Annotated in this window: 28 protein-coding genes and 1 other annotated feature; of the genes, 6 read left to right on the top strand and 22 right to left on the bottom strand. The window is 39.2% G+C overall.

The annotated features are described in order from the left end of the window. Positions 1–41 precede the first annotated feature (41 nt). Together mef(A) and STO1_RS03590 are read right to left on the bottom strand one after the other, a co-directional pair. A complete protein-coding gene (mef(A), locus tag STO1_RS03595) occupies positions 42–1,259 on the bottom strand; it encodes a macrolide efflux MFS transporter Mef(A) (protein ID WP_000417519.1) in 1,218 nt (405 codons plus the stop codon). A gap of 385 nt (positions 1,260–1,644) precedes the next feature. Next, positions 1,645–1,815, bottom strand: coding sequence for a hypothetical protein (locus STO1_RS03590; RefSeq protein WP_000873143.1), 171 nt, complete (start codon positions 1,813–1,815; stop codon positions 1,645–1,647). A gap of 521 nt (positions 1,816–2,336) precedes the next feature. On the opposite strand from STO1_RS03590, the gene STO1_RS03585 reads away from it, so the two are divergent. After that, a complete protein-coding gene (locus STO1_RS03585; RefSeq protein WP_001860868.1) occupies positions 2,337–2,528 on the top strand; it encodes a cysteine-rich KTR domain-containing protein in 192 nt (63 codons plus the stop codon). A 59-nt stretch (positions 2,529–2,587) separates the two neighbouring features. Here the strand turns inward: STO1_RS03585 and STO1_RS03580 are convergent, their stop codons facing one another. Then, positions 2,588–2,941, bottom strand: coding sequence for a helix-turn-helix transcriptional regulator (locus STO1_RS03580; RefSeq protein ID WP_001227347.1), 354 nt, complete (start codon positions 2,939–2,941; stop codon positions 2,588–2,590). A gap of 503 nt (positions 2,942–3,444) precedes the next feature. On the opposite strand from STO1_RS03580, the gene STO1_RS03575 reads away from it, so the two are divergent. Then, positions 3,445–3,867, top strand: a complete 423-nt coding sequence (locus STO1_RS03575) for a sigma-70 family RNA polymerase sigma factor (RefSeq protein ID WP_016399599.1) — start codon at positions 3,445–3,447, stop codon at positions 3,865–3,867. Continuing rightward, entirely contained in the window at positions 3,864–4,094 is a 231-nt protein-coding gene (locus STO1_RS03570; protein ID WP_000857133.1) for a helix-turn-helix domain-containing protein, read from the top strand. Before STO1_RS03575 ends, STO1_RS03570 begins: the two co-directional genes overlap by 4 nt. Before the next feature lie 225 nt (positions 4,095–4,319). Here STO1_RS03570 and STO1_RS09880 read toward each other — a convergent pair whose 3' ends face one another. Then, positions 4,320–4,571: a hypothetical protein gene (locus tag STO1_RS09880; RefSeq protein WP_001845478.1), complete on the bottom strand. Its 252-nt coding sequence runs from the start codon at positions 4,569–4,571 to the stop codon at positions 4,320–4,322. Here STO1_RS09880 and STO1_RS03560 point away from each other — a divergent pair. Next, complete coding sequence (locus tag STO1_RS03560) at positions 4,555–4,758, top strand: excisionase (protein ID WP_000814511.1); 204 nt, start codon at positions 4,555–4,557, stop codon at positions 4,756–4,758. The two genes, STO1_RS09880 and STO1_RS03560, sit on opposite strands and share 17 nt — an antisense overlap. Before the next feature lie 81 nt (positions 4,759–4,839). Then, positions 4,840–6,057 (top strand): tyrosine-type recombinase/integrase, encoded by a 1,218-nt coding sequence (locus tag STO1_RS03555; protein ID WP_001291561.1) that lies wholly within the window; start codon positions 4,840–4,842, stop codon positions 6,055–6,057. A 176-nt stretch (positions 6,058–6,233) separates the two neighbouring features. Here STO1_RS03555 and STO1_RS03550 read toward each other — a convergent pair whose 3' ends face one another. From STO1_RS03550 to mecA, 16 genes are all read right to left on the bottom strand, one after another. Then, positions 6,234–6,821 carry a CPBP family intramembrane glutamic endopeptidase gene (locus STO1_RS03550; RefSeq protein ID WP_000821303.1) on the bottom strand — a complete coding sequence of 196 codons (588 nt, stop codon included), beginning with the start codon at positions 6,819–6,821 and terminating at the stop codon, positions 6,234–6,236. Between the two features lie 2 nt (positions 6,822–6,823). Then, positions 6,824–7,057, bottom strand: a complete 234-nt coding sequence (locus STO1_RS03545; RefSeq protein WP_000840776.1) for a hypothetical protein — start codon at positions 7,055–7,057, stop codon at positions 6,824–6,826. A gap of 12 nt (positions 7,058–7,069) precedes the next feature. After that, positions 7,070–7,450 (bottom strand): thioredoxin domain-containing protein, encoded by a 381-nt coding sequence (locus STO1_RS03540; RefSeq protein WP_000566534.1) that lies wholly within the window; start codon positions 7,448–7,450, stop codon positions 7,070–7,072. Next, positions 7,443–7,892, bottom strand: a complete 450-nt coding sequence (locus STO1_RS03535; protein WP_000645892.1) for a hypothetical protein — start codon at positions 7,890–7,892, stop codon at positions 7,443–7,445. Before STO1_RS03535 ends, STO1_RS03540 begins: the two co-directional genes overlap by 8 nt. Beyond that, positions 7,876–9,231: a DNA (cytosine-5-)-methyltransferase gene (dcm, locus tag STO1_RS03530; protein ID WP_000668587.1), complete on the bottom strand. Its 1,356-nt coding sequence runs from the start codon at positions 9,229–9,231 to the stop codon at positions 7,876–7,878. The genes STO1_RS03535 and dcm overlap by 17 nt, the downstream gene beginning before the upstream one ends. 98 nt (positions 9,232–9,329) lie before the next feature. After that, a complete protein-coding gene (locus tag STO1_RS03525) occupies positions 9,330–10,109 on the bottom strand; it encodes a replication initiator protein A (RefSeq protein WP_000822774.1) in 780 nt (259 codons plus the stop codon). Then, positions 10,106–10,279 (bottom strand): hypothetical protein, encoded by a 174-nt coding sequence (locus STO1_RS03520; protein WP_000159606.1) that lies wholly within the window; start codon positions 10,277–10,279, stop codon positions 10,106–10,108. Before STO1_RS03520 ends, STO1_RS03525 begins: the two co-directional genes overlap by 4 nt. A gap of 201 nt (positions 10,280–10,480) precedes the next feature. After that, positions 10,481–10,849, bottom strand: coding sequence for a 50S ribosomal protein L7/L12 (rplL, locus tag STO1_RS03515; protein WP_096421995.1), 369 nt, complete (start codon positions 10,847–10,849; stop codon positions 10,481–10,483). A gap of 75 nt (positions 10,850–10,924) precedes the next feature. Beyond that, positions 10,925–11,425: a 50S ribosomal protein L10 gene (gene rplJ / locus STO1_RS03510; RefSeq protein ID WP_045617357.1), complete on the bottom strand. Its 501-nt coding sequence runs from the start codon at positions 11,423–11,425 to the stop codon at positions 10,925–10,927. Positions 11,426–11,463: 38 nt separating this feature from the next. Beyond that, positions 11,464–11,599: a sequence feature (ribosomal protein L10 leader region), on the bottom strand. A 61-nt stretch (positions 11,600–11,660) separates the two neighbouring features. Continuing rightward, entirely contained in the window at positions 11,661–12,920 is a 1,260-nt protein-coding gene (locus tag STO1_RS03500) for a TRZ/ATZ family protein (protein WP_096421993.1), read from the bottom strand. Positions 12,921–13,026: 106 nt separating this feature from the next. Further along, a complete protein-coding gene (locus STO1_RS03495) occupies positions 13,027–14,775 on the bottom strand; it encodes an ABC transporter ATP-binding protein (RefSeq protein ID WP_096421991.1) in 1,749 nt (582 codons plus the stop codon). Between the two features lies 1 nt (position 14,776). Continuing rightward, complete coding sequence (locus STO1_RS03490; RefSeq protein ID WP_096421989.1) at positions 14,777–16,501, bottom strand: ABC transporter ATP-binding protein; 1,725 nt, start codon at positions 16,499–16,501, stop codon at positions 14,777–14,779. Between the two features lie 211 nt (positions 16,502–16,712). Then, positions 16,713–17,651, bottom strand: a complete 939-nt coding sequence (gene msrB, locus STO1_RS03485; protein WP_070534598.1) for a peptide-methionine (R)-S-oxide reductase MsrB — start codon at positions 17,649–17,651, stop codon at positions 16,713–16,715. Positions 17,652–17,750: 99 nt separating this feature from the next. Next, positions 17,751–18,620 carry a homoserine kinase gene (gene thrB / locus STO1_RS03480; RefSeq protein WP_096421987.1) on the bottom strand — a complete coding sequence of 290 codons (870 nt, stop codon included), beginning with the start codon at positions 18,618–18,620 and terminating at the stop codon, positions 17,751–17,753. A gap of 1 nt (position 18,621) precedes the next feature. Further along, positions 18,622–19,908 (bottom strand): homoserine dehydrogenase, encoded by a 1,287-nt coding sequence (locus STO1_RS03475; RefSeq protein WP_096421985.1) that lies wholly within the window; start codon positions 19,906–19,908, stop codon positions 18,622–18,624. 147 nt (positions 19,909–20,055) lie between these two features. Next, positions 20,056–20,796: an adaptor protein MecA gene (gene mecA, locus STO1_RS03470; protein ID WP_084881745.1), complete on the bottom strand. Its 741-nt coding sequence runs from the start codon at positions 20,794–20,796 to the stop codon at positions 20,056–20,058. A gap of 122 nt (positions 20,797–20,918) precedes the next feature. Between mecA and STO1_RS03465 the strand changes: the two genes are divergently transcribed. Continuing rightward, positions 20,919–22,397, top strand: coding sequence for an oligosaccharide flippase family protein (locus tag STO1_RS03465; RefSeq protein WP_000789711.1), 1,479 nt, complete (start codon positions 20,919–20,921; stop codon positions 22,395–22,397). A 46-nt stretch (positions 22,398–22,443) separates the two neighbouring features. Here the strand turns inward: STO1_RS03465 and STO1_RS03460 are convergent, their stop codons facing one another. Both STO1_RS03460 and STO1_RS03455 read right to left on the bottom strand, forming a co-directional pair. Next, positions 22,444–24,969: an MBL fold metallo-hydrolase gene (locus STO1_RS03460; RefSeq protein ID WP_096421983.1), complete on the bottom strand. Its 2,526-nt coding sequence runs from the start codon at positions 24,967–24,969 to the stop codon at positions 22,444–22,446. Positions 24,970–25,012: 43 nt separating this feature from the next. Continuing rightward, entirely contained in the window at positions 25,013–25,825 is an 813-nt protein-coding gene (locus STO1_RS03455; protein WP_084920604.1) for a LicD family protein, read from the bottom strand. Between the last annotated feature and the right edge of the window lie 23 nt (positions 25,826–25,848).

The following is a 25,848-nucleotide window of genomic DNA, read 5'->3' as shown; positions in this document are numbered from 1 at the left end:
TTACATGAAAATAAGATACATAAATATTCCTCCAATATTGTTTATTTTAAATCTAATTTTCTAACCTCAGTTATCATTTGGCAAACTATAGCAATGCCAATAATTAAAATACCTGATAGTAAAAACCAATGATTTACACCGATTTTATCAGCAAAGAATCCAGAAAGAATTAACCCAATTGGCATAGCAAGTGACATGATACTTCCGATCAAAGAAAATACACGTCCTAAATATTCAGGCTTAATTTTCTCCTGAAAAAGAGCTGTTTGCACACCGCTATAAAATGGCACCGAAAGCCCCATTATTGCACAGCAAACTACGAATATTACAAATCCATTTGGAGGAAGTATTCCCGAAACGGCTAAACTGGTCCCCATTATAAAAAATGAACTTGTTATTAGTAATACATGCTTTTCGAAGCCCCCTAATCTTCCTAATAATAAGCCTCCTGCTAGCATCCCAAATGCAAAGGAAATTTCCGTAATAGAAATATGCACAGGCGTTCCATTAAAGTGTTCCATGCTTATTAAAGGAAATAGTGCATTGATTGGCATATAAACAAAAGTATATAGTGTTCCTAAGAGTAATAAGGCAAACAATCCTTTGTTTTGTCTCAGAACCACAACTCCTTCTTTCATCTCCCTTATGAAATTTGGTTCTAAACTTTGCACTTGATTACCCAGCTTAGGTATACGTACAATTGCTACCGTAATAGATGCAATCACAGCACCCAATACGTCGATGGCAATAATAGCATTTAAATCCCAAACGGAGTATAAGAGTGCTGCAACTGCCGGACTAACAATATAGCTTATAGACTGCAAAGACTGACTATAGCCTGCGCATTTCGTTAGCTGTTCTTCTGGTACTAAAAGTGGTGTAACCGCATTGAGTGCTGGGGTATGAAAAGCTGTTCCAATGCTACGGATAAACAATACTATCATAATCATCCAGACAGGTAGCTCCATACAGAATGCAACAATAGCAAGCACTGCACCAGCTGCTGCGATAATTAAATCGGCACCAATCATTATCTTCTTCCTATCATGACGATCCACTAGCACACCAATGGCAGGTCCCAAAATCGCATAGGGTAAAAAACCTACTAATGAAGCCATAGACAAGACCATCGCAGATCCTGTTTTTTCTGTAAGGTAAAAAATAATCGCCATTTGCAGGATGGCACTAGTGATTAATGATACTGCTTGCCCTGCCCATATTGCATAAAATTTTCGTTTCCAATTGTTGTATTTTTCCATTTATATTATCTCCTGCATATTATTTTGCTTGAATTTCTATTTTGAATAGCATTCTAGGCAATAAAAAATGCAGGCCAAACCCCACAATGTGGCTTTTGGTCTGCATACATACAATTTGGAAACATTCATATTAAAGACATAGTTAAATAAAGGTATAGTTAAATAACCAATATCCTCACCGTAACTAATGAATGCTCAATATCGTATAAATAAGCACAACAAAAAAGCCTATCATCGGGTATAGATTCTGCTTTTTTTATTGCCAGCTTATCTTAAACGCATTGAGGCTGTCATAGTTTCGGTTCCTCCTACATCTTTGTTTATATCAATTTATAGTATAACACAACAAGATGATATGTTCAATATAAAAGTTATGGAATGAGACTCATACTTCCAATTCGATGCCAGATTTAAAGGATATGACGAAGTTTTCTTCATAGACTGTAACGCTCTGGATTATCTTCCTTAGTAGCAAGCGATTAGCTTTCACAAAATCTTCTGTTTGTAGTTTTAAAAATTCATCAGGATTTTCTAACTCAACCTCAAAATATTTCATTTTACATTCCCTCATTTCATTTATTGATAAATTGAGTTTGCAAAAAAGAGTGGACAATTTTTGTCTACTCTTAACCTTTAAAATAGTTTTTTTTAATCGATTTGAAGTTGCCTAAATTATTACTTATTCGGTAAAATGAAGTATTGCTTTCAACAGATTTCCTTCAACTACACTTCACTTGATTCAAACAAGGTGGGTACATTTCTATTCCCACAAACTCCTTGTCAATGGAAACAAACACGTACCCACAGGGTAAATGGAAATAGAAACTGATAATTTCTAGCTATCACTTCTACTCATTCCAAAAATTTTCTCACTCTGATACTTACCCACCATAAAGCAAAAAGCCTTGCAATCAAGGCTTTCATTATCCCTTTCGTTCAAAGGTTTCTAAGCTTTTACGAGCAGAGCGACACACTCAGCGGTTCGCTATCTCCGTTCTGTCTGCGTGCTAGCACTTGTCAATCACGGACAGCTATCGCATGGGCGGAAGTAAATGCTAATCTTCGTCGTTTTACTCCTTGACTAGCAAACTTACCGCCTCAACATGTCCTGTATGTGGAAATAAAACACGATTAAAGATAAGGGAAGATACTGAATTAAAAAAATTCCCCCTCTATTGTCCGAAATGCAGACAAGAAAATTTAATTGAAATAAAGCAGTTCAAAGTAACTGTGATTACAGAGCCAGACGCAAAGACGCAGAGCCGATAAAATGAGATTAATACAATCTCATTTTATCGGCTCTTTCCGTTATGTATGGATTCTTTTAATTAGTCTTCGATGTTTCTTGCTTCGTTGATACCGCTGGCTAAAGATTCCATTAAGGATAGTTCTTTGTCTGTAAAGCTATCCATGTATTTCTCTATCTGTAATCGTCGGGTGCTTTTTACCAAGTTATTAGCAGGTAAGAAAAATTCATCAACGGAAACATGAAGTAACGATACAAGGTCATAAAGAACTTGTATGCTGGGGTGTTGCCCTTTATTTTCAATATTAGTTAAGTACCGTGGGTCAATTTCAATCAATGCTCCCACTTGTTCACGAGTTAAACCTCGTTTCAATCGAGCTTCTTTAATGGCTAAACCAAAGGCTCTAAAATCATATTTATCTTCTTTTTTACGCATAGTAGACCACCTCTATACATTTTATTGTTCCTACTGAATTAAAAACAGGTATAGAAAAACGTGTTATATGGTTTATAGGTTTATATTTAATAAAAAGCACTACTAAACGCCAATAAAAAAACCGTTATATGGTAGTGCTATTTACGCTGTTAAAATATTGTATATTACTTCCAAATGGCGGTTTGTTGGAGGTCAACGTCGCCATGAAGTACATCATATACAATAAATTTCCTTACATTGGGTTCTTGTCAAAAAAAGTCGTCTATCTGCAATAGATAAGTACGTCCACCAATGTGGTTTTATAAATCATATAGATAGAATAACAGAAGCATGTAAACAGAGAAATAAATCTGTTTATATGCTTTTTTGGCTATTCAGAACTTTTTTACAAAGTTTATTTATCAGTAATGCAACAAATCCCCCTTTCACATTGGGACTAAGAGTGAAAGGAGATAAACGAGCAAGGCTCACTTCCTTTCCTAGACAGAAAGGGGGTGAGAAACATGAAACCATCTTCTTTTCAGACCACAATAGAAAATCAGTTTGACTATATCTGTAAACGTGCTATGGAAGACGAGCGAAAGAATTATATGCTTTATCTTTCAAGGATTGCAAAGCGTGAGGTGTCCTTTTCGGATGTTGGCGATTATCTTGTTAGCCAGTTTGCGACAACAGATAACTATTCAACTGACTTTCAGATTTTTACACTCAATGGGTTATCAGTAGGCGTTGAAAATGATTTGTTGAGTGAAGCATTACGTGAGTTGCCAGACAAGAAACGTGAAATTCTACTGCTGTTTTACTTTATGGACATGAGCGATTCAGAAATTACAGACCTGTTGAAATTGAACCGTTCTACTGTCTATCGGCATAGAACCAGTGGACTAGCCTTAATTAAAAAGTTTATGGAGGAATTTGAAGAATGAAAACACAATATCCTATGATTCCCTTTCCTCTCATTGTAAAGGCAACAGATGGCGATACCGAAGCGATTAACCAGATTCTACATCATTACAGAGGGTACATAACGAAGCGTTCCCTACGACTTATGAAAGATGAATATGGCAATCAAAGTATGGTCGTTGATGAAGTCTTACGTGGAAGAATGGAAACCAGACTGATTACAAAGATTTTGTCATTTGAAATTAAGTAATATCCTCTCTCCTTTCGTGGAAGCGTGCTAAACCATTCCACGCTTCCCGAACAGGGAGGTTTGTTATTCCACCAAAGCATATTGAGCTTTCAATGTGTTTTGATAGGCTAACGAGCCATTGTTCTTTGAAAACTGAATAAAAGTAATCGAATACGTTTCGATAAGAAAAGAGCCAACGGAACTAACCGCCATGACCTATCTTATAAAGATAGCGAGCGATTCATGTTAGTGATCCGAGAAGCAATCTTTAGCAGGATTGCCTGCAACGACATTCTTATCGTGATAATGATACTCCCATACAGTCAATAGTCCGAGCGTGATAAAACCGTCGCAGGCAATGAGTATGGCTACATGAGAACCATGCAGGGGTGGAACTCCCGTGAGCTTTGCTAAAGCTGTTCGATTGCTGGTAAAACAACTTTTATGAAATCCAAATAAGTGATTTGGAAAGGAGGATTTTATGAAGCAGACTGACATTCCTATTTGGGAACGTTATACCCTAACCATTGAAGAAGCGTCAAAATATTTTCGTATTGGCGAAAACAAGCTACGACGCTTGGCAGAGGAAAATAAAAATGCAAATTGGCTGATTATGAATGGCAATCGTATTCAGATTAAACGAAAACAATTTGAAAAAATTATAGATACATTGGACGCAATCTAGCGTCGCCAAAGGGTCTTGTATATGATAAAATAGTATTAAGTCGTATCAAGGCTCTTTCCATAAAGGAAAGGAGCAAATGCCATGTCAGAAAAAAGACGTGACAATAAAGGTCGAATCTTAAAGACTGGAGAGAGCCAACGAAAAGACGGAAGATACTTATACAAATATATAGATTCATTTGGAGAACCGCAATTTGTTTACTCGTGGAAACTTGTGGCTACAGACCGAGTACCAGCAGGAAAGCGTGATTGTATCTCACTTAGAGAGAAAATCGCAGAGTTACAGAAAGACATTCATGATGGTATTGATGTTGTAGGAAAGAAAATGACACTCTGCCAGCTTTACGCAAAACAGAACGCTCAAAGACCAAAGGTTAGAAAAAACACTGAAACTGGACGCAAATATCTTATGGATATTTTGAAGAAAGACAAGTTAGGTGTAAGAAGTATTGACAGTATTAAGCCATCAGACGCTAAAGAATGGGCTATTAGAATGAGTGAAAATGGTTATGCTTATCAAACCATCAATAACTACAAACGTTCTTTAAAGGCTTCATTCTATATTGCTATACAAGATGATTGTGTTCGGAAGAATCCATTTGACTTTCAACTGAAAGCAGTTCTTGATGATGATACTGTCCCTAAGACCGTACTAACAGAAGAACAGGAAGAAAAACTGTTAGCCTTTGCAAAAGCTGATAAAACCTACAGCAAAAATTATGATGAAATTCTGATACTCTTAAAAACAGGTCTTCGTATTTCAGAGTTTGGTGGTTTGACACTTCCAGATTTAGATTTTGAGAATCGTCTTGTCAATATAGACCATCAGCTATTGAGAGATACTGAAATTGGGTACTACATTGAAACACCAAAGACCAAAAGTGGCGAACGTCAAGTTCCTATGGTTGAAGAAGCCTATCAAGCATTTAAGCGAGTGTTAGCGAATCGAAAGAATGATAAGCGTGTTGAGATTGATGGATATAGTGATTTCCTCTTTCTTAATAGAAAGAACTATCCAAAAGTGGCAAGTGATTACAACGGCATGATGAAAGGTCTTGTTAAGAAATACAATAAGTATAACGAGGATAAATTGCCACACATCACTCCACATAGTTTGCGACATACATTCTGTACCAACTATGCAAATGCAGGAATGAATCCAAAGGCATTACAGTACATTATGGGACATGCTAATATAGCCATGACGCTGAACTATTACGCACATGCAACATTCGATTCTGCAATGGCAGAAATGAAACGCTTGAATAAAGAGAAGCAACAGGAGCGTCTTGTTGCTTAGTAGTACAAATGAATTTACTACTTATTTACCACTTCTGACAGCTAAGACATGAGGAAATATGCAAAGAAACGTGAAGTATCTTCCTACAGTAAAAATACTCGAAAGCACATAGAATAAGGCTTTACGAGCATTTAAGAAAATATAAAAAGATAATTAGAAATTTATACTTTGTTTGTCTAAAAAAGCAGCAAACTATAAACTAGTAGGTTCCACACCAAATGTAGACCCATACTTCCCCATAAGTCCGATTTATAGCGCACCATCCCTAAAAAGATCCCAAGTGAAACATATAAACACCAAGCTAGAATGGTTCCTGGATGATGTACTAAGGCAAATAAAACACTTGTCAAAGCAACTCGAATATCTAATTTTCTGACCAGGTTCCATAAAATTTCTCGATACAGAAATTCTTCAACCATACTCGCATTGATTAAGAACAATAAAAATGAAAACCAAGGAACCTGATGTTGAAGTCCAATTAAGTTTGCTTGATTCGTGGTTCCTTGAGCATGAATCAGACTAAAACATAGGCTTATAATCAGTAGGCTAACGAATCCAATACCAAGCCATTTCATCCTAGTTTTCATATTGACCTTGACCACTTGTTTTCGTTGGCCATACATCCATAAAAAAGAAATGAGCGACGCACAATAGAGAATCTGTAGTATGGTTAACTCACCAATACAAAGCAATTTCAGTAAGTATAGGGATACCAATAAGACATTTACTTGTTGGAATATATAAACTGGAATTATTCTTTTCATAGTTACCTCCGAAATAAATCTTCATAATCTAAATCTAATACCTGCACAATCCTTTCTACCCATGGACTTTGAGGCATTCGTTGTTCCATCTTGTAGTGGCGTATTTTTTGATACAAACGATTCAATTCACTTGGATAGTGAAACTCTCCCGCAAACATTTTTCTGGTTAACTCAATCCAGCTAATATTTCTTTCAGCCAAAATAATGGACAAGTTCTCCCAAAATCGTTCAGCCATATTGCTTCTCCTTTAACTAGATAAATAATGTGTTTGTGCCATGTAAATCAATTGTTTCGTATCTCTTGGCAATAGAGCTCTAGCCTCTTCCAAATTCAGATTTGGATAAACTCTCTTATTTGAAACCGCAAGAGGAAGCCTGATGCATAGTTCAGGATTTTTTAATATCATTTCAATGAAATCCGTTAATCTTAGATTGTCACGGTTCTTAAATCGTAATAAATTGGGAGATAGAAACTCAAAACAATCTGAAGAATAGCTCATCATCTCAATTAATTTATCCTTTGTCATTTCAGAAATCGAATGACAAGACACCTCGATGCCATACTTTTGAAAGAAATCCAAAAGAAGTTGATTTCTTTGGCTATTTTTACTTAGATAGAGATCAATCATGGGAGACCTCCCAAAGATTCGGTTCCATTTGATATTCTGAGACGATTAAGGAATCTAATGAATTTGAGAAGTTAATCGATTTCTTGTCTTCATCATAAGCTTTTACAGTTACTTGGGTTGTAAGTATTCCTTCTTTTCCCTCGGCTCGATAGCCTTGTCCATATAAAACAAAAACAAGATTCTGATTATCATCTACAAAGGCATCAACCCCATTCTTTATGTCTTGACTTTCAAGGAATTCCATAACGTTTTGAAGATAGGACTCGTAAAATAGTGGGTAGTTGTGTTTTTTATGGTAATCATCTAAAAATGTTACTTCAAACTCACATGGATAATTGGGCATCAAAAATAATTGTTCATCCAGCTGTTTGATTTCTGCATCATGTAATTCTGTTTCTAATTCATCACAATCTAGTATTGATTCTTTATTTAATGCTTTCATCTTTTTCCTCTATTTCTTTTAATTTCTTTGCGATCGCGGCAATCACAGGAACGGTTACACTATTACCAGCTTGTTTATAGAGCTGACTATTACTAGAGACTTTTCTCGCAGCTTCAAAAGCCCAATCAGGAAAGCCCTGCAAGCGAAAACACTCTTTAGGAGTGATTCGTCGTATCCTCAGACGGTAAAATTGTCCATCTATCAAGACACCAGCTACATGATAAACTTGTTTATCTTCTCCTTCATAGCTACCCACTACTCCCATTTGACCACTAGTTGTTAACGTATTCGCTATACCTTTTCCAACTCTACCACGCCGATACTGAGAACTTGGTCTTTCCAAATTGATTGAATCTCCAATCTCTGCTTGAGCGTATCCTTTTTTAGTTGCTTCCCTGACTTTTAAAAATTGGATTGGTTCTGGAATCAGTATTTTGGGAATTTTATCTCCTCCTTGCATCGTAGTCAGTGTTGGAGATAAGCCCTCACTTCCATAGACGCGACCGGTCTCCTTAAAGCTAGTGGGTAAATCTCCAACAACGACAATGCCATGACGATCCTGAGTATTTAAAGTAAACATCGGCTCTTGATTTTCCTTAAAGCGTCTACCATTTTGTCTCTTGTCTAATCTGTCTGGTGTCATACAAGGAATCGCAATCTTAAATCCTTCTCCTTTCCCACGAACTAAGGTTGGCGCAAGACCTTCTGAATAATAAACTTTACCGCTCATTCCACTTTTTGATGGATTCAAATTTCCTAATGTTTTTAAAATCTCAGAGTTAGTTGCTTGACCTTCTCGTCTGAAAGGAAATAAGAGTCTGGTACCTTTCTTTCTAGAATGTCCGATAATAAACACCCTCTCTCTGTTTTGGGGAACGCCAAAATCCTTACTGTTAAGCACCTGCCACTCAACATCAAACCCCAACTCATCAAGTGTGGTAAGGATTGTGGTGAACGTCCGTCCCTTATCGTGATTGAGTAGGCCTTTAACATTTTCAAGAAAAAGAAAACGTGGTTGGATTTGTTTGGCCGCCCGAGCAATTTCAAAGAACAAAGTTCCTCTAGTATCTTCAAATCCCAATCGTCTTCCTGCGATTGAAAATGCTTGACAAGGGAATCCCCCACAGATGATATCGACTTTCCCTCTAAGTTTTTTAAATTCATCATCTGAAACATTTCGTATGTCATGAAATTCTATTTCTCCTTCCGTTTGAAAAATGGATTTATAAGATTCTCTAGCAAATTTATCAATCTCACAAAATCCAATACACTCGTGTCCGACACTTTCCATTCCTAGTCGAAAACCACCGATACCTGAAAATAAATCAATAAATTTCATTTCTTGATTACCCCTTTCTGATCGACTATTAATGTCCAAAGAGTCAAACCACTTGAAATGAAAATGAGCATAACTAATATCCACTCGATTGGCGACATTTAACCACCTCCTTTTCTAACACGGTTATTCCAAACAGAATACAAGCCGTTAAACACAAATTCAGCAAGCACTTCCGCACGTCTAACAAAGCGGACATTATCTAGAGCATACTGATAGATTTTCTCAAAATCAGTCATAGCAATTTCACTGGCTGTTTCAGAAAAACCTTCGCGTCTAAATTGATCTTGTACCAATCCCCAAATATAATCTCGATCATATTTTGTGACCTTTTCTACTTTTCTTTTCAAGATAGGTTGAGTATTCCTATCCTCCTCATCCTCAATAAATAAAGAATCAGTCTCACTATATTTAGTCTCACTAACTTCAGTCTCACTAGGGGCTGAATGTGAGACGGGGGCCGTTTGATTTTCAACCTGCCCTAGTCTTTTTTTAACACTAGGCCTGTTTGAATTACCTACTGGGGTAGAAGATAATTCCCCTAAATAAATCTTATTAGCTAGTCTTCCTTTCTCACTTGAAGACTGTTGAACTTCATCAATTAAGTCATATTCTTTAAGAGTTTTTTTGATGGACAGTAATTTTGACTTCGAACAACCTAACAGCCTCATCAGTTTAGAATTAGAAAATACTAAATAGACCGCGCCTTCTTCATCTATCCAACCACGACTGAGAGATAATTCTAAACGATCTTTTAAAATAGAATAAGCCACCTTTACTTCTAGTTTCATATCCATATATTTCTCATCCTCAAAAAGAATTTTAGGTAATTTATAATACCGTTCTGAAGTTTGGTATTGATTTGCGGTAATTCGTTTCATAGCTCTCCTCCAAGTTCTTTGAGTATTAAATCGCCATTTGATTCCAAGCGAACCAAGCCACTTTTTTCTAATTCAGCCATAAGAGAGATGGCTTCAACAATGTCAATTCCCATTTCACGTACTAAAAATGAAATGACGATATAGCGTGATGATTGTAATTCTTTTGTCATTTTCCCTCCAGAAAATAAAAAAAGGAGAACAATATTCAACTGTTCTCCAAAATATTTTTATTAAAAAGAAAAACCCTGCCAAATTAATTTTTGGTAGGGTTTTTGGCAGGAAACTAAATTAATTTATCAGTTTCTAAAATGTGTTCACGATTCTAAAAGGCTGATACTATAGTATTCCGAATTCTAATTGGTATATGCCTCTTATTTAAGAGTAACTGAAGCTCCAGCTTCTTCCAATTTAGCTTTGATTTCTTCAGCCTCTGCAGTTGGAACGCCTTCTTTGATAACACCTGGTGCACCATCAACAAGTTCTTTAGCTTCTTTAAGTCCAAGACCAGTGATTTCACGTACAGCTTTGATAACGCCAACTTTTTTGTCACCAGCAGCTGTCAATTCAACGTCAAATGAGTCTTTAGCAGCACCAGCGTCAGCAGCACCAGCTGCAGCTACAGCTACAGGAGCAGCTGCAGTTACACCAAATTCTTCTTCGATAGCTTTTACAAGGTCGTTCAATTCAAGGATTGAAGCTTCTTTAATTTCAGTAATAATGTTCTCAATGTTCAATGCCATTGTTATTTCCTCCAAATAAGTTTTAAATTTTATAATAGTTTTTTTCGTAGCTAGGCTACACTGCGTAGCTTAAGATTAAGCTGCGTCTTCTTTGCTTTCTGCAACCGCTTTGACTGCAAAAGCAACGTTGCGCACTGGTGCTTGAAGTACAGAAAGGAGCATAGAAAGAAGTCCTTCGCGGTTTGGAAGAGTTGCAAGAGCAACGATTTCTTCTTTAGATGCGACAGCGCCTTCGATTGCACCACCTTTGATTTCAAGTGCTTCAGCGTTTTTAGCAAAATCGTTCAAGATTTTCGCTGGTGCGATAACATCTTCGTTAGAAAATGCTACTGCAGATGGTCCAACAAATACTGATGCAAGTTCTTCAAGACCAGCTTTTTCAGCTGCACGACGCAAGATTGAGTTTTTAATAACTTTATACTCAACTTCGCTTCCACGAAGCTCACGACGAAGAACTGTATCTTGATCAACTGTCAAACCACGAGCGTCTACAACGACGATAGATGCAGCAGCTTTCATTTTTTCAGCTACCACGTCAACTAGTTCCGCTTTTTTAGCAATAATTGCTTCACTCATTAGTGTGTTCACCTCCGTAATTATTTTGCTTGGGGAATTTTTTCAAAAGAAAAACGCGCCCAAACCTAGACACGAAAGTACAATACGCTTCTTTTTACATGATACGTTTTGTCCTCGGTAGGATCTTTACGAGTCGAGCTCCCCTACTGTCTTAGGCAGTTTTTTCAAACCGTATATAAGTATAGCATAGACAAAAAAAGAATGCAAGATTTTTGCAAACTTTTTTAAAATTTTTTTAAATTTCTACTGTCAAAACTTTGCCTTGCTTGACAACCTGCTCTCCTGCAATATAGACATCATCAACATCACTGGATTTAACTGCGTATACGAGGTGAGAAAGCATATTTTCCTGAGGTTGAAGATGGATTTTTCCCTTAGGTTGAATAACCAGAAAATCTGCCTGCTTGCCGACTTCTAGACTTCCTATCTGCTTTTCCATTCCTAGAACCTTAGCCCCTTCGATTGTCAGTGCCTTAAGGGCTGTCTCGATTGGAAACTGGCTGGCATCTCCACTCTTCATTTTCTGTAAGAGAGCTGCGGTCCGTCCTTCCTCAAACATATCTAGATTATTATTGGAAGCAACCGAGTCAGTCGCAATTCCCACTGCTACTCCTGCTTTTTGGAGTTGGATGATTGGAGCGATTCCTGAGGCCAGTTTTAGATTACTGATAGGATTGTGGGCGATAGCCACATGAGAAGTTGCCAAGCGTTCAATTTCTCTCTCGTTTAGTTCAACCCCGTGAGCAAAGACAGACGGATGATCTAAGTAACCTAGTTCTTCTAGAAAGGCGAGGGGGCGTTTACCGTATCGTTTGAGGATAATTCCTGATTCCTCCTTGGTCTCCGCTACATGGATATGGATAGGAATATTCAGCTCTTTTGCCATGTCTAAACTCGCTTGCAGCAAGTCTTGATTACAACTGTATGGAGAATGGGGTGCTACCATAACCTTGAAATTTGGATTTTTATATTCTAAGATTTCTTCTATAATGGATCGTGTTCTGCTTATAGTCTCAGCAGTCGTTTCTGTCTCTGAAGAAAAGAGGGTCGGTGAGAAATAACAACGCATCTTAGATGCCTTGACTGCCTGATAAATTCTTTCAATATCCACACCATTGGGATTATACATATCATTGAAGGTTGTTGTTCCTGACTGGAGCATCTCTGTCAGAGCCTCTTTGACCGTCTTGGTAGTCATGTCAGGAGTAAAGCCTGCTTCTGCTGGCCAGATATAGTCATTGAGCCATTCATGGAGATTGCTATCATCTCTGATCCCTCTCAAGCCTGTCATAGCTGAATGGGTGTGACAATTGACCAAACCAGGCATCATCCAGGCTCCCTGATAGTCTATAATCTGCTCAGCTTGATCTAGAATCTCTTGCTTCTCTTGACCAACATAGAAGATTTGAGAATTCTTAACAGCCAAGATACCATCCAGATGCACATGGAAATCTTGGTCACAAGTCACGATATTTACATGCTGATAGACTTTCATTATTTTTCTCCTTCTAAGGCCTTGATTTTTTCTAGCTATTGTAACAAAAAAGTCACCCGAAGGCAACTTTTAGTGTCATTAATATTTTAAAATGGATAGGAATGACTTATTCAGAGCTAAATGCTGCCGCTTTTTGCATTTGGTAGTACTTGCCCTTTCGGGCCATGAGATCCTGATGATTGCCATGCTCCACGATATCACCATCCACCAAGACTAGAATCAGATCCGCATCCTGAATGGTAGACAAGCGGTGGGCAATGATAAAGCTTGTTCGCCCCTTCATGAGTTTGGCAAAGGCATCCTGTACCAGCACTTCTGTCCGTGTATCGATAGAGGAAGTCGCCTCGTCTAGGATGAGAATTTTGGGAATAGCTAGAAAAACACGCGCGATGGTCAAAAGCTGAGCCTGACCGACAGAGAGAGATTCACCTGCATTTTCCAGTTTGGTATCATAGCCTTGGGGTAACTGTTGGATGAAAAAGTCGGCATTGGCTGCTTTTGCAGCAGCAATCACCTGCTCTCGACTGGCATCCGGTTTGCCAAAGGCAATATTGTCATGAATGGTCCCTTGCTTGAGCCAGGTTTCTTGGAGCACCATGCCAAACTGCTGTCTCAATGATGCTCGGGTATAGTCATAAATCGAGTGACCGTCTAGCAAGATATCTCCCGAGTTGATGGGATAAAAACGCATGAGGAGATTGATGAGGGTTGATTTACCAGCACCTGTCGGACCAACGATGGCCACCTTACTACCAGCTGGAATATCGATAGACAAATCCTTAATCAAGATCCTTTCAGGATTGTAGCCAAAAGAGACCTGTTTAAAGGAAATGGCTCCCTTGACTTGGTCACTGGTCAAGACTTCCTTACCTGTTTCAGCCACCTCTGGACTTTCTAAGACAGCATAGACGCGCTCTGCGCAAGCGAGAGCACTTTGCAATTCAGCTAGTACTGAAGAAATATCATTAAAGGGCTTGGTGTACTGTTGGACGTAATTCAAAAAAGTCACTAAACGCCCAATGGTCAAGGTGGACCCCATCATGATACGATAGGCTCCCACTCCAGCAAGAAGGGCATAAATGAGCGCATTGACAAAGCGAGTCGAAGGATTAACCGTTGATGAATAAAAGATAGCTGACTGAGAATAGCCTGAGTAGTTGGCATTCGCCTCGTGCAGTCTTTGGATAAACTCTGTCTGAGCATTGAAAGACTGGATAATAGTTTGCTGGCTAAGCGATTCTTCAATCAACTGAGTCTGAATCCCCCTGGTCTCTGTTTGTTTCTGGAAGAGATGATAAGACCGTTTTGCAATAAAGCGTGAAATCACCATGGACAGGGGCGTCAACAGCAAGACCAAGAGGGTCATGAGGAGGTGAATTTGGAGCATGGCTAGAATACTAACCAAAATCATCAAAACGCCAATGAAAAATTGATTGAAAATCATGGTCAAGCCGGCTGCCAGCTGTTCTATGTCTGTGGTCACACGACTGACCATCTCTCCACTGCCCTGCCGGTCCACAAAAGCAATCGGTAAACGATGGAGCTTATGAATGATTCGCTCTCGCAAGTCTCTGGTATAAGAGAAAATTAGACGATTATAAAGGAGAGGATTGGCCCATTGTACCAGAGTATTTCCTATGACTACCAAGATCATCTGGATGAAAATTTGCCAAAAAACTGGTGAAGAACCAGCCACTAGAACTTGGTCAATGACCTGTCCAATCAAGATAGGTAGGTAAATTGATAAGCCAACTTGGGCAATAGTTCCTAGAAAGGCTAGGAAAAGGAGGAAGGGATCGCTTGCTAAATCTATGGCCAAACATTTGAGCGTCTGATTTGCGGTTTGTCGTTTCATGCTAGTCCTCCTTTCCATGTTGGGATGCATTGATTTCGCGATAGACTTGACTAGTTTGCATCAATTCCTCGTGCTTGCCAACAGCTAGGAGCTCCCCTTTTTCCAAGAGGAGAATCTGGTCTGCCATCTGTAAAGTTGAGGTTCGTTGAGAAATCAAGATTAAGCTTGTATTTGGCAAATTTTCTCGGATAGCTTTCAAAAGCTTGGACTCGGTAATGGTGTCGAGGGCCGAGGTCGCATCATCTAGGATGAGAAATGGAGCTTGGCGCAAGACTGCACGTGCAATAGACAGCCTTTGTTTTTGTCCGCCTGAGAAATTTCGCCCTCCTCCCTCAACTAGGGCGTCTAAGAGTCCTTCCTTTTCACTGACAAAATCCTTAGCTTGCGCGATTTCCAAGGCCTGCCAGAGTTCTTGGTCAGACACCTCTCGATTAAAACCCAGAGTCAAGTTGGAACGAATAGTTCCCTTAAAGAGTTCGACCTTTTGGGGCACGTAGGCAATCCATGACCGCCATTCCTCCAAATTACGAGGACTAGATCCATCTCGATAAAGGGAAATGCTTCCTCTATCTGTTGGATAAAGACCAAGTAAGACTTGCACCAAGCTTGACTTACCCGAACCCGTTCCCCCAATGATACCAAGGGTTTCCCCTTGAGTCATATCAAAGGAAATATCTCTTAGAGAAGGCTGGGCTGCATCAGGATAGGTAAAGGTCAGTTCTTGAACTTGTAAAACCTGATTGCTGGTAACTTGTTTTTGTTCTAACTCTGAATGGATGTGTTCTGGAGCTTGAGCAAAGACTTCCTCGATTCGCTTAGCTGAGATATAGGACTGATTGAGAGAATTGATCAACATAGCTAGCTTGACCAATTCCACCAAGATCTGCAAGAGATAGTTGATAAGGGCAATGAGAGCACCTTGGCTGAGTAAACCTCCTTGAATCGAAATATAGCCCTGCCAGATGATGACGAGGAGAGTTCCATTCACAATCAGATAGGTCAGAGGTGTTAATAAACTAGACCAGAAACCTGTTTTCTCTTGTAATCTAGCATAAACTTGGTTAAGGGTTTGAAAAATCTGTAATTCACGTTTTTCTTGTCCAAAGGCACGAATAACTCGCATCCCTTGTAATTGCTGGCGCGTTTCTTGAACCAGTTGGTCTGTTTTCTTTCTGAGATCACTGTAGAGAGGATTGACCAGTCTAGAGAGTCCTACAATGACAAGAGTCAAAATGAAAACCATGACCACGAACCAGAAAGTCAGTTCAGCTGAGATGCGATAGGCCATAAAAATAGCACCAAAAACGATGATAGGCGCTCGTAAAAAGAGACGCAGGAATTGATTGATACCAGTCTGAATCTGGTAGGTATCCGAAGTCAAGCGAGTCACCAAGCTAGAAGTTGTCAAACGGTCTCTGCTGTCCTTGGGTAAAGAAAGAATATGACGATAAAGATCGTCTGTCAATTCTTTGGCAAAACCTACCGCTGCCTTTGCTGAATAAAATTGAGCAATCAAGGCTACTAAAACGCCAATCACTGCAAAGATAAGGAGCAGGCCAATCTGCATCCAGAGATGCCCTTGATCTCTCTGGGGCAAGGACTGGTCAACAATCCCAGCAATCACCATGGGAACCAAGAGCTCAAAAACAGCTTCAAGTAGCTTGAACAAGGGTGCTAAAATGGATTCCTTGATATAGGATTTGAAGTAAGATAGTAAATGTTTCATAAATCTCTTCTATTCATATTCTGGAAATGAAGAAAGTGGGAAGCGCCCACCCTCTCAGTTTTATACTCAATGAAAATCAAAGAGCAAACTAGGAAGCTAGCCGCAGGTTGCTCAAAGCAACGCTTTGAGGTTGTAGATAAAACTGACGAAGTCAGTCACATATATAATCCAAGCTGACGCTGACGTAGTTTGAAGAGATTTTTGAAGAGTATTATTTGTTTAAGTAAGGTAATAGATAGCCATATCCTGCTTCTTCCATCTCATCCTTGGCTACAAAGCGCAAGGATGCAGAATTAATACAGTACCGCAGGCCACCTAATTCCTGAGGTCCATCTGTGAAAACATGACCCAAGTGAGCATTTCCTGACCGAGAACGAACCTCGATTCGCTCCATTTCATGGCTCAGGTCCTTGTAATAGTGAATCAACTCCTTAGAAATCGGACGACTAAAACTTGGCCAACCACAACCTGAGGCAAACTTATCCTTAGCAAAAAAGAGTGGCTCCCCTGTCGTGATGTCTACATAAATTCCCTCTTCAAAAGTTTGGTCATAAGCATTACTAAATGGAGCCTCTGTAGCAGCTTCTTGCGTAACACGATAAGACTCTTCAGTTAAGCTTTCCTTTAACACCTCTTGACTAGGCTTTTCATAGTTAGAGGCGTCAATCAATGGCTTCTCAGCATCCGTCACATCGATATGACAATAACCTGAAGGATTTTTCTTGAGATAGTCTTGATGATAGTCTTCTGCTAAAATGTAGTGGCGAAGTTTCTCCACCTCTACTGCAATCTTTCGACCCAGCATACGCTCCTGCTCCTGCACCACTGTGTAGATAGCTGGCAAGTCTGCTTTATCCTGATAATAGATCCCCGTTCGATATTGGCGACCACGGTCATTCCCTTGTTGGTTAATAGACAAGGGATCAATAACACGGAAATAATAAAGCAAAATCTCTCTGAGTGACACTGCCTTCTCATCATAAATCACTTGAACAGTCTCTGCATGGTCTGTTTCCTTGAGCAACTGGTAATTGGTCGTTTCGACTTGGCCATTAGCGTAGCCGACACTGGTTGCTAGCACTCCAGAAATTCGTGAAAAATACTCCTCTAGGCCCCAAAAACAACCACCTGCTAGATAAATTTCTGACATCTTTATTTCTCCTTTATCAAGTTTTTAACTAGACTTTTTTTCAAAAAAAGGATAGGAAGCCCTCTGTTCAAGAGTTTCCCCATCCTATCTTCTATTTCTTTACTTTGTTTCGACACGGACACCTTGGGTGTCAACTTTCAAATCATGAAGTTTGCCTTTGAAAGACTGCTTTTGCAATTCTGCCTTAATCTTCGGCATCTTGTCGTGAGAAGCCAAGACCATAACTGTCGGTCCGGCACCAGAGAGATAGGTTGCATAGGCACTATTCTCTTTGGCTACTTGCTTAATCGTCGCAAATTCTCTCACTAGGTCTTGACGATAGCGCTCATGGAAGAGGTCCCCCTCGATTGCTTGCCCAGCAGTCACCATATCTCCTGCTAACAAGGCTGCAACGGCCACATTGGCGATAGAACTAGCTGCAACAGCTTCCTTGTAGGACAATTTCTTAGGAAGGACACCACGACTGTCTCGGGTACGCAGTTCATAGTTGGGAATATAAGCTAAAAAATCACACTCTGGGAAGTCTGCTACGATAGCAGAAACTTCTCCGTCAACAGAGCTCGCAACAACAAGATTACCATAGATAGCTGGAGCCACATTGTCAGGATGCCCTTCAATCTTGGTCGCCAGCTGCAATTTGTCGTGGTTAGATAAGTTGAGCTTGCCCAGCTGGTTAGCTAGTTCAATCCCAGCAACGATAACCGAGCTAGAAGAACCCAAACCACGCGCCAAGGGAACATCACTGGTCATTTTCAAGCGTCTCGGTTGCAAGTCAGGTGCAATTTGCAAGGCAATCTTAAGCAAGAGATTACGCTCGTCATGGGGAATCCATTTACCAATCTGGTGTTCAATCAACCACTCATCCCGTTCTTCACAGACCTCAATTTGAAGATACTTGGTAACAGCTACACCGACCGAGTCAAAACCTGGCCCAATATTGGCACTGGTTGCAGGTACAATAATCTTCATCCTATTCTCCTAACACCTTGAAGGTATTAAAGAGGTCAAATTCTGAAGCTTTGGCCAACTCAGCTGAAACATTCTCAAGTTGTGCTTTATTAATCTTATGAGTGATAATCACTACACGCGCCTTGTCACCCTCTTTGCCATCTTGGAGGATTTGCTTGAAGGAAATATCTTGAGCATTAAAGATTTCAGCCAATTTCAAGACCTGACCTTTTGAGTCTGGAGCCAAGATTGAGAAGTAGTAATTAGCTTTGACATCTTCTGGATTAGCCAAGACCAATTCACGGCTATATTCGTTGAAGTCTTTACCAATAGTACCATCATTCAAGCGACGAACGATACGGACAATGTCTGCTACAACACTTGTTGCAGTTGGTTTTTGACCCGCACCTGGTCCGTAGTACATCGATTCACCGATGCCGATAGACTCCACAAAGACTGCGTTCATTACCCCATTCACACTGGCAAGTGGATGTGCTTTAGGAAGGAAGGTTGGAGTCACTTCTGCAGCAATACCTGAAGGAGTTTCCTCGATAGAACCAACCAATTTCACTACATAGCCAAGGTCTTGGGCTACAGCTACGTCTTCTGGTGTGATGTTACGGATTCCCTTGTGGGCTACATCGTCAAAGGCAACCTTCATACCAAAAGCAAACTGGCTCAAAATCACCATCTTGTAGGCTGCATCAATCCCATCCACGTCATTTGTAGGATCGCTTTCTGCAAAACCTAACCTTTGTGCTTCAGCCAAAGCATCATCATAAGACCAGCCTTCTTCCACCATCTTGGTCATCATGAAGTTAGAAGTTCCGTTAACGACACCAAGAACGCGCGTGATTTTATCAGAAGCCAATGAGTTTGCCAAAGTACGAAGAATTGGAATCCCACCAGCTACTGCTGCTTCATAGTAAAGTGCTACATTATGCTCTTTAGCGATTTCTAACAATTCTGCACCATGAACAGCCAAAAGGTCCTTGTTAGCAGTAACAACGTGTTTCCCGGCTTCTAAGGCACGAGTGATAAAGGTTTTAGCTGGTTCGATACGCCCCATCAATTCCACTACAATAGTAATGTCCTTGTCTGATAAAATATCGTCTACATTGGTTACAAAGTTAAAGTCATTTCCTGCTGCAAGCAAGCGGTTCTTTTCATCTTCATCCTTGACCAATACCTTGGCTACTTGAATCTCTGAATGAGCTGACTGAACGATTTTTTCTCCATTTTCCTTTAGGAGGAAAGGCACGCCACTTGCAACGGTACCAAATCCAAGTAAAGCAATTTTAACTGTCATGTTTGTCTCCTAGAAATTTTCTGATATAGCCATTATAACAGAATTTTATGAAAATTCCTATTATAGTAAATCACTATTTCGGTCTAGAAAAGAAAAAACGAATCCCAAGATTCGTCTTTCCTGATAAATGAAAATTGATTTTAAAAATTATGAACGAATCTTTTGCAGACCGAGAACTGCATCGTGATTAATCAAGATTTGCCCATACTCCTGCAAAACTGAACGACTGATGTCACTATCATCTGCAAATTCACGCATACGAGCCAAGAGCCAGGCTGGATATGGACTTGGATGATTTTCCACATCGACTAAGATTGTCAAATAATAGTGTCCATTCATCTTATAGAGTTCAGAGGTTTCCATCTGGTAGTTAACCGTCTTTGCAAAAGCAACTAGGTCAGCAAGATTTACGAAACGCAGGATATAGTAGATATAAGGTTCTTTCTTACTCTCAGTCTCCTTGTCTGCCTGCTCTTGCTCTTCTTCCTTTGCTTCGACCTGCTCTAGAGATTGGATGGCCTCAATATCGTCCTTGGTTTTCTCTGCAATACTCTTTTCCAAGGTTTTGAGAAATTCATCTGGCGACATTTGGGCTAATTCTTCCATGTCTGGTAGATCCGCCAAATCTTCAAAATCCAGATTTTGGTCAATCTTGGACTTGGTCACAAAGACGTCCACCTTATCAGGTTTTGGTGTCACACGGAAACTTAGCATGCCACTATCCAAGAAATTGTCTGGCATCTCTAACTCATCTAAAATAGCATAGAAAAACTCTTCGGTTTTTTCCTGAGGAACGAGAAAGTCTGCAATCTCCATTCCTCGGTCCATCAAATCATCTAAAGTCATCGTGATTTTTAGTGTTGTATCACTGATTTGTTTCATCTTCATATCTAGTAACCTCATACTTTCAGTCTATCTATTATACTAGATTTTTACGATTTTATCAAAAGAATGAAGCGAGAATGTGATATAATACTAGATATGATTTTAGATTTAAGAAAGAAAGTTCAATGAAAAATATAAAAGTAAATGCCTTGGCCAGTTTGCTGGTCAATATTCTCAATATCGTTTTTCCACTGATAACCAATCCTTATCTGACGCGGATTCTCAGCAAATCCAATTACGGTTATTTCAATACAGCCAATACCTGGGCAAGTTTCGTTATTCCACTAGCTGCCTTTGGAATATACAACTACGGGATTCGAGCTATCAGTAAGGTCAAGGATGACAAGAATAAAATCAACTACGTCTTTTCTAAGTTGTTTTATATCTCGGTTTTTACCTCTCTCCTGACGACAGGTATCTACTTCCTCATTATCTTCTTTGACACCAGCATTGAGAATCTGAAGGTCCTCTACTACATCCTAGGGGCTCAAGCACTCTTCCAATTTCTCAATATCGAATGGATGAACGAAGCTTATGAAAACTATGCCTTCATCCTCTATAAAACATTAATTATTCGAATTACCATGCTGGTCGCTATCTTCGCCTTCGTTAAAACGGCAGATGATATCGTTCCTTATGCTATCGTTATGACAGCGACCACTGTCCTCAACTACCTGCTCAGTTTTCTTTGGATTAAGAGAGAAGTTTCTTTTGTTAAGATCGGTTTCGTCGAATTAGCTAAAGCTTCTAAACCACTCTTTACTATGCTTCTCTTAACGAACGCTAATATGCTTTATACCCTGCTAGATAGAATGTTTATCACTAAGGGACCGGATGAGAACTATATTTCCTACTATACAATTGCCTATAGTATCGTCATGCTGATTGCCAGTGTCTTGAGTGGAGCTATCAACGTCAGTATTCCACGCCTCGGCTACTATCTCGGGAAAAAGGATTACAAGTCCTATAATTATCTCGTGAATCAAGCGGCATCCCTATTCTATTTCCTTATGGTTCCAACTAGTATCGGGATTATGATATTGGGACGGTACGCAACTGTTATTTATTCTTCTGAAAAATATCTTGAAGCGGGTATCGTAACTAGCGTCTTCGCTTTTCGTACCATCATTTGGGCTATTGAGTTGATTCTTGGTAAACAGATTATCTTTATCAACGACCATGAAAATCGCTTAACTGCCTTCTACTTCCTTGGTGGTGGTGCCAATATACTATTAAATAGCATCTTGTATTTCAATAATATTTTTGCACCTGAGTATTACATCGCTACGACCATTATCGCAGAAACTATCGTTGTTTTACTTGAAATTCATTTTATCAAGAAACACCAACTGATTAGTTTAAAAGAAATTTTTATAACCTTAACACGTTATAGCCTCATATCCCTTGGTTTTATCCCAATCTTCTATATTTTCAAGATGATTTTCCAAATCAATTCCTACACAGTAAACTTTAATATGATTCTCATGGTTCTTTCTACCGTGGCAACTTGTGGTATCTATTACCTCTTGACCCTCTTTATTACCAAAGACAAAACACTCCACTATGCACTGAACCTTTTACTTGCTAAATTAAAACGAAATTAAAAAAATCCCCTACTGATAAATTAGTTGCCAGTAGGGGATTTTTTCTTTATTCGTTTTCTTTCTTTTCAGAAGCGTTGGCTTCTAGATTTGAATCTTGTTTAGGTTGTTCAACAATAGAGGAATTAGCTTCTTGTTTCTGTTCTGGCTTGACTGCCTCGCTATTTACAGCAGCAACAGCCTGTTTCCAGATACCTTCTTCGTTTACTTTGTAACCATCAGGTGTTGTTGCGTTCTTCAACAAAGAACCATTAGCTTGGAAATAGTACCAATTACCATCAAGCTGTTTCCAACCCGTTTGCATAGCTCCTGATTCATCAAAGTAATAATGATCACCATTTACTTTATGAAGACCAACCAACATGATACCATCTTCAGGATTTAGATAATACCAAACGCCTTTGTCTTTTATCCAACCAGTTTTCATGGCTCCATTTGATTCAAAGTAACGGTAATGATTATCAGACCATTTCCAGCCAGTTTGCATGGCACCAGATTTGCTAAAGTAATATTGCTTACCATCTACTTGATGAAGGCCGACCAGCATAATGCCTTCTTTTCCTTCAAGATAGTACCAAGCTTCACCATCTTTCAACCAACCAGTTTTCATAACTCCAGAACTTGCAAAATAGTTCCAGTGACCATCAACAAAGGCCCAGCCTGTTTGCATGGCACCACTGGCATTCAAATAGTAACGGACACCATTGATATCTTGGCTTCCAGTTAACATGATGCCATCTTTATCCAAATAATACCATGTTTCCTGATCCTTGACCCAACCAGTTTTCATAGCTCCAGAACTTGCAAAATAGTTCCAGTGACCATCAACAAAGGCCCAGCCTGTTTGCATGGCACCACTGGCATTCAAATAGTAACGGACACCATTAATATCTTGGCTTCCAGTTAACATGATGCCATCTTTATCCAAATAATACCATGTTTCCTGATCCTTGACCCAGCCGGTTTTCATAGCTCCAGAACTTGCAAAATAGTTCCAGTGACCATCAACAAAGGCCCAGCCTGTTTGCATGACACCTTCTTGATTAAAGTAGTACGTGCTTCCATTAATATTCTTTTTACCGACAGTCTTTAGCCCATCCTCATCATAGAAATACCAATCTGAATTAATCTTTTGCCAAGTTGAAGGCTTACCTGCTGCTTGGAGTGCACCACTTTCGCTAAAGAACATCTTCTTGCCATTATAGACTTGATGTCCTGTTAGCATCTTCCCATCTGCCGCAAAGAGATACTTTTTCCCTCCAATTTCAGAGAGCTCGCTAAATCGTCTAGCACCATTTGATTGGATATAATACCAAGAGTCATCTAGTTTGAACCAACCACCAGTTTGCATTTTACCATTTTGGTTCAGATAGTAATCATTCCCTTTGGCATTTTCTCCCCAGTCGTCGTTAAGATGAAGCCAGCGACCTGCTTGCATTTGTCCCTTTCCGTTAAAGAAGTAAGTGGCTCCGCCAATCTCTCTCCAGCCGATAGCCATTTCTCCGTCAGTCAAACGATATTTCCAATAACCATCTTCTTGATACCATTTTTCGTCAACTACAGGGATATCAGGGAAGGTATTTGAAACATTAGCAAATCCTTTATCGCTAATATCAAAAACGGTAGCGTCTTGAGTTTGGCTAGCGGCATGCAGAACCTGAATATTTTTCTTCTGAAGGTATTCTCTGGTTGAAGCAACATTAATATCTCCACCAGTTGTCTGAATAACCATTTTTGGTGATAAGTTTTCAAGGAAATTAATCGTATTTGAAATTGTCGCATCATAATGGTGGTTCCATTTCATCATATCAACCTTGCCGATAACTGGACCTAACTTATCTTCTGCTCCCTCAGCATTATCCAAATCTCCACCAAGATAGATTCTCTTTCCTGCCACAGTCACCACTGAAACAATGGAGTTGGAGTTATCATCTCGAACTCTTTTCAGATTCCCATCAGCATCATATTCATTCTTATAGTTATAGAGTTGGATATCCATATCACCTAATTTTAGATGGCTATCCTCATCTGAAATATTCTGAATAAGAGTAACTCCGCGTCTTTGAGCTGCTCTCAAAGCATTATCATAATTAAAAAGATTATCCCAAAGTCCCCAGTGTGAGGTGATCCGATCATCTGAATATTTTTTCAAATAAAACTTACCGACTTGATATCGATTGAGTATTTCATCCGCTCCACCAATATGGTCACTATGGACATGAGTTCCTAGAATAAAATCTAATTTTTTTACACCTATTTGATCCAGGTGGCGAATCAAGCGATCTTCCAATACTTGATTATTTCTCATGGAAATTCCCCAGCGGCTTGGATAGCGTGGGTCACTCCCATCAGGGAAATCATAGTCTTCTCCCATATCAATCAAAGCATAATGACCATTACTTTCCAGAAGGATGGCATCACTTCCAGATTTTGCTTTAGTATTTATGAAATGGATACGATTGCCCGAACCTGCAGAGATAGTATCTGCATCTACTCCTTGCGATAACTGAATCAGTAATAGAAAGAATGCGAGAACACTATATCTAACTGATTTTAATAACCATTTATTTTTCATCTTGAAAACTCCTTTATCTTAACAATAAGCAACTTTTACTAATCTAATCAATCCAGTAGTTTTTATCCCCTCCTGGGACTTGCTGCTCAATAGGGGGTGGAGTCATATAGTTTTCTCCAAATTCGTAGACAAGTATTTCATGGTATTTTTTAGGAACCTTGACCACAATGTTTTCATAAGGCATATCAATCAAATCATAGAGCCATTCTTTTTTTATACCATTTGGATAATAAGGGTCATAGATAGTACAAGTAAGATCTGTTGCTTGATCTACACTATACTTCAAAGCAAGACTCTCTAATTTTTGATTCCATAGCTGTGGAGAAGTTAAGCGGAAAATAGCTGATCCCATATAACGAGGGAGGTTTTTAAGTCCACCATTCTCAGACTTGATCCCTTTAAAATTCAAAGAAGAAAGGCGAACGAAATATTTGTAGAGTTTCATTTTCTTACGGTCACTTTCCTGTGTTACGACACCATCATATGGAAAAATGTCAACGCAAGTTCCCAATACGACCGTTGGGTCTACGAGGTTAGCATCTCGACGTGTCCTTACATCATAGACTCTCATATAACTGTATGGATATCCCTTTGTTTCTCTGAATGAAATCAATTTATAGTAGGGATGATTTTCATTTTGTAAAACCTTATACAGTTTTTCAAATTCATCACGCGCTAAGGAAATATCTGTATCATCATCCCAAGGGATGAATCCTTTATGGCGTACAGCTCCTAGTAAGGTTCCAAAATCAATAAAGTATTTGATTTGATGTTGTTCACAAAGCTCATGTAGATACTTTAAAATATCCAATTCTACTTGTTTGATTTCTTCAAGAGTTAAAGTTCTTTCAGACATAGGTTTTATTCTCCTAAATTTGA

It is taken from the genome of Streptococcus oralis subsp. tigurinus (genome assembly GCF_002356415.1).
In the GTDB taxonomy this organism is placed as follows: Bacteria; Bacillota; Bacilli; order Lactobacillales; family Streptococcaceae; genus Streptococcus; species Streptococcus oralis_F.
This window is presented reverse-complemented; position numbering and strand designations above follow the sequence as displayed.

Coding starts and splice junctions, on each gene's coding strand:
- STO1_RS03460 (WP_096421983.1), bottom strand. CDS start 24,969: ATGAAAAATAAATGGTTATTAAAATCAGTTAGATATAGTGTTCTCGCA.
- STO1_RS03475 (WP_096421985.1), bottom strand. CDS start 19,908: ATGACAGTTAAAATTGCTTTACTTGGATTTGGTACCGTTGCAAGTGGC.
- STO1_RS03535 (WP_000645892.1), bottom strand. CDS start 7,892: ATGAAAGCATTAAATAAAGAATCAATACTAGATTGTGATGAATTAGAA.
- mecA (WP_084881745.1), bottom strand. CDS start 20,796: ATGAAGATGAAACAAATCAGTGATACAACACTAAAAATCACGATGACT.
- STO1_RS09880 (WP_001845478.1), bottom strand. CDS start 4,571: ATGTCAGTCTGCTTCATAAAATCCTCCTTTCCAAATCACTTATTTGGA.
- STO1_RS03500 (WP_096421993.1), bottom strand. CDS start 12,920: ATGAAAGTCTATCAGCATGTAAATATCGTGACTTGTGACCAAGATTTC.
- STO1_RS03490 (WP_096421989.1), bottom strand. CDS start 16,501: ATGAAACATTTACTATCTTACTTCAAATCCTATATCAAGGAATCCATT.
- STO1_RS03570 (WP_000857133.1), top strand. CDS start 3,864: ATGAAAACACAATATCCTATGATTCCCTTTCCTCTCATTGTAAAGGCA.
- STO1_RS03540 (WP_000566534.1), bottom strand. CDS start 7,450: ATGATTGATCTCTATCTAAGTAAAAATAGCCAAAGAAATCAACTTCTT.
- STO1_RS03575 (WP_016399599.1), top strand. CDS start 3,445: ATGAAACCATCTTCTTTTCAGACCACAATAGAAAATCAGTTTGACTAT.
- STO1_RS03495 (WP_096421991.1), bottom strand. CDS start 14,775: ATGAAACGACAAACCGCAAATCAGACGCTCAAATGTTTGGCCATAGAT.
- STO1_RS03590 (WP_000873143.1), bottom strand. CDS start 1,815: ATGAAATATTTTGAGGTTGAGTTAGAAAATCCTGATGAATTTTTAAAA.
- STO1_RS03525 (WP_000822774.1), bottom strand. CDS start 10,109: ATGAAACGAATTACCGCAAATCAATACCAAACTTCAGAACGGTATTAT.
- STO1_RS03465 (WP_000789711.1), top strand. CDS start 20,919: ATGAAAAATATAAAAGTAAATGCCTTGGCCAGTTTGCTGGTCAATATT.
- STO1_RS03580 (WP_001227347.1), bottom strand. CDS start 2,941: ATGCGTAAAAAAGAAGATAAATATGATTTTAGAGCCTTTGGTTTAGCC.
- rplJ (WP_045617357.1), bottom strand. CDS start 11,425: ATGAGTGAAGCAATTATTGCTAAAAAAGCGGAACTAGTTGACGTGGTA.
- STO1_RS03520 (WP_000159606.1), bottom strand. CDS start 10,279: ATGACAAAAGAATTACAATCATCACGCTATATCGTCATTTCATTTTTA.
- msrB (WP_070534598.1), bottom strand. CDS start 17,651: ATGTCAGAAATTTATCTAGCAGGTGGTTGTTTTTGGGGCCTAGAGGAG.
- STO1_RS03455 (WP_084920604.1), bottom strand. CDS start 25,825: ATGTCTGAAAGAACTTTAACTCTTGAAGAAATCAAACAAGTAGAATTG.
- dcm (WP_000668587.1), bottom strand. CDS start 9,231: ATGAAATTTATTGATTTATTTTCAGGTATCGGTGGTTTTCGACTAGGA.
- STO1_RS03560 (WP_000814511.1), top strand. CDS start 4,555: ATGAAGCAGACTGACATTCCTATTTGGGAACGTTATACCCTAACCATT.
- thrB (WP_096421987.1), bottom strand. CDS start 18,620: ATGAAGATTATTGTACCTGCAACCAGTGCCAATATTGGGCCAGGTTTT.
- STO1_RS03545 (WP_000840776.1), bottom strand. CDS start 7,057: ATGGCTGAACGATTTTGGGAGAACTTGTCCATTATTTTGGCTGAAAGA.
- rplL (WP_096421995.1), bottom strand. CDS start 10,849: ATGGCATTGAACATTGAGAACATTATTACTGAAATTAAAGAAGCTTCA.
- STO1_RS03555 (WP_001291561.1), top strand. CDS start 4,840: ATGTCAGAAAAAAGACGTGACAATAAAGGTCGAATCTTAAAGACTGGA.
- STO1_RS03550 (WP_000821303.1), bottom strand. CDS start 6,821: ATGAAAAGAATAATTCCAGTTTATATATTCCAACAAGTAAATGTCTTA.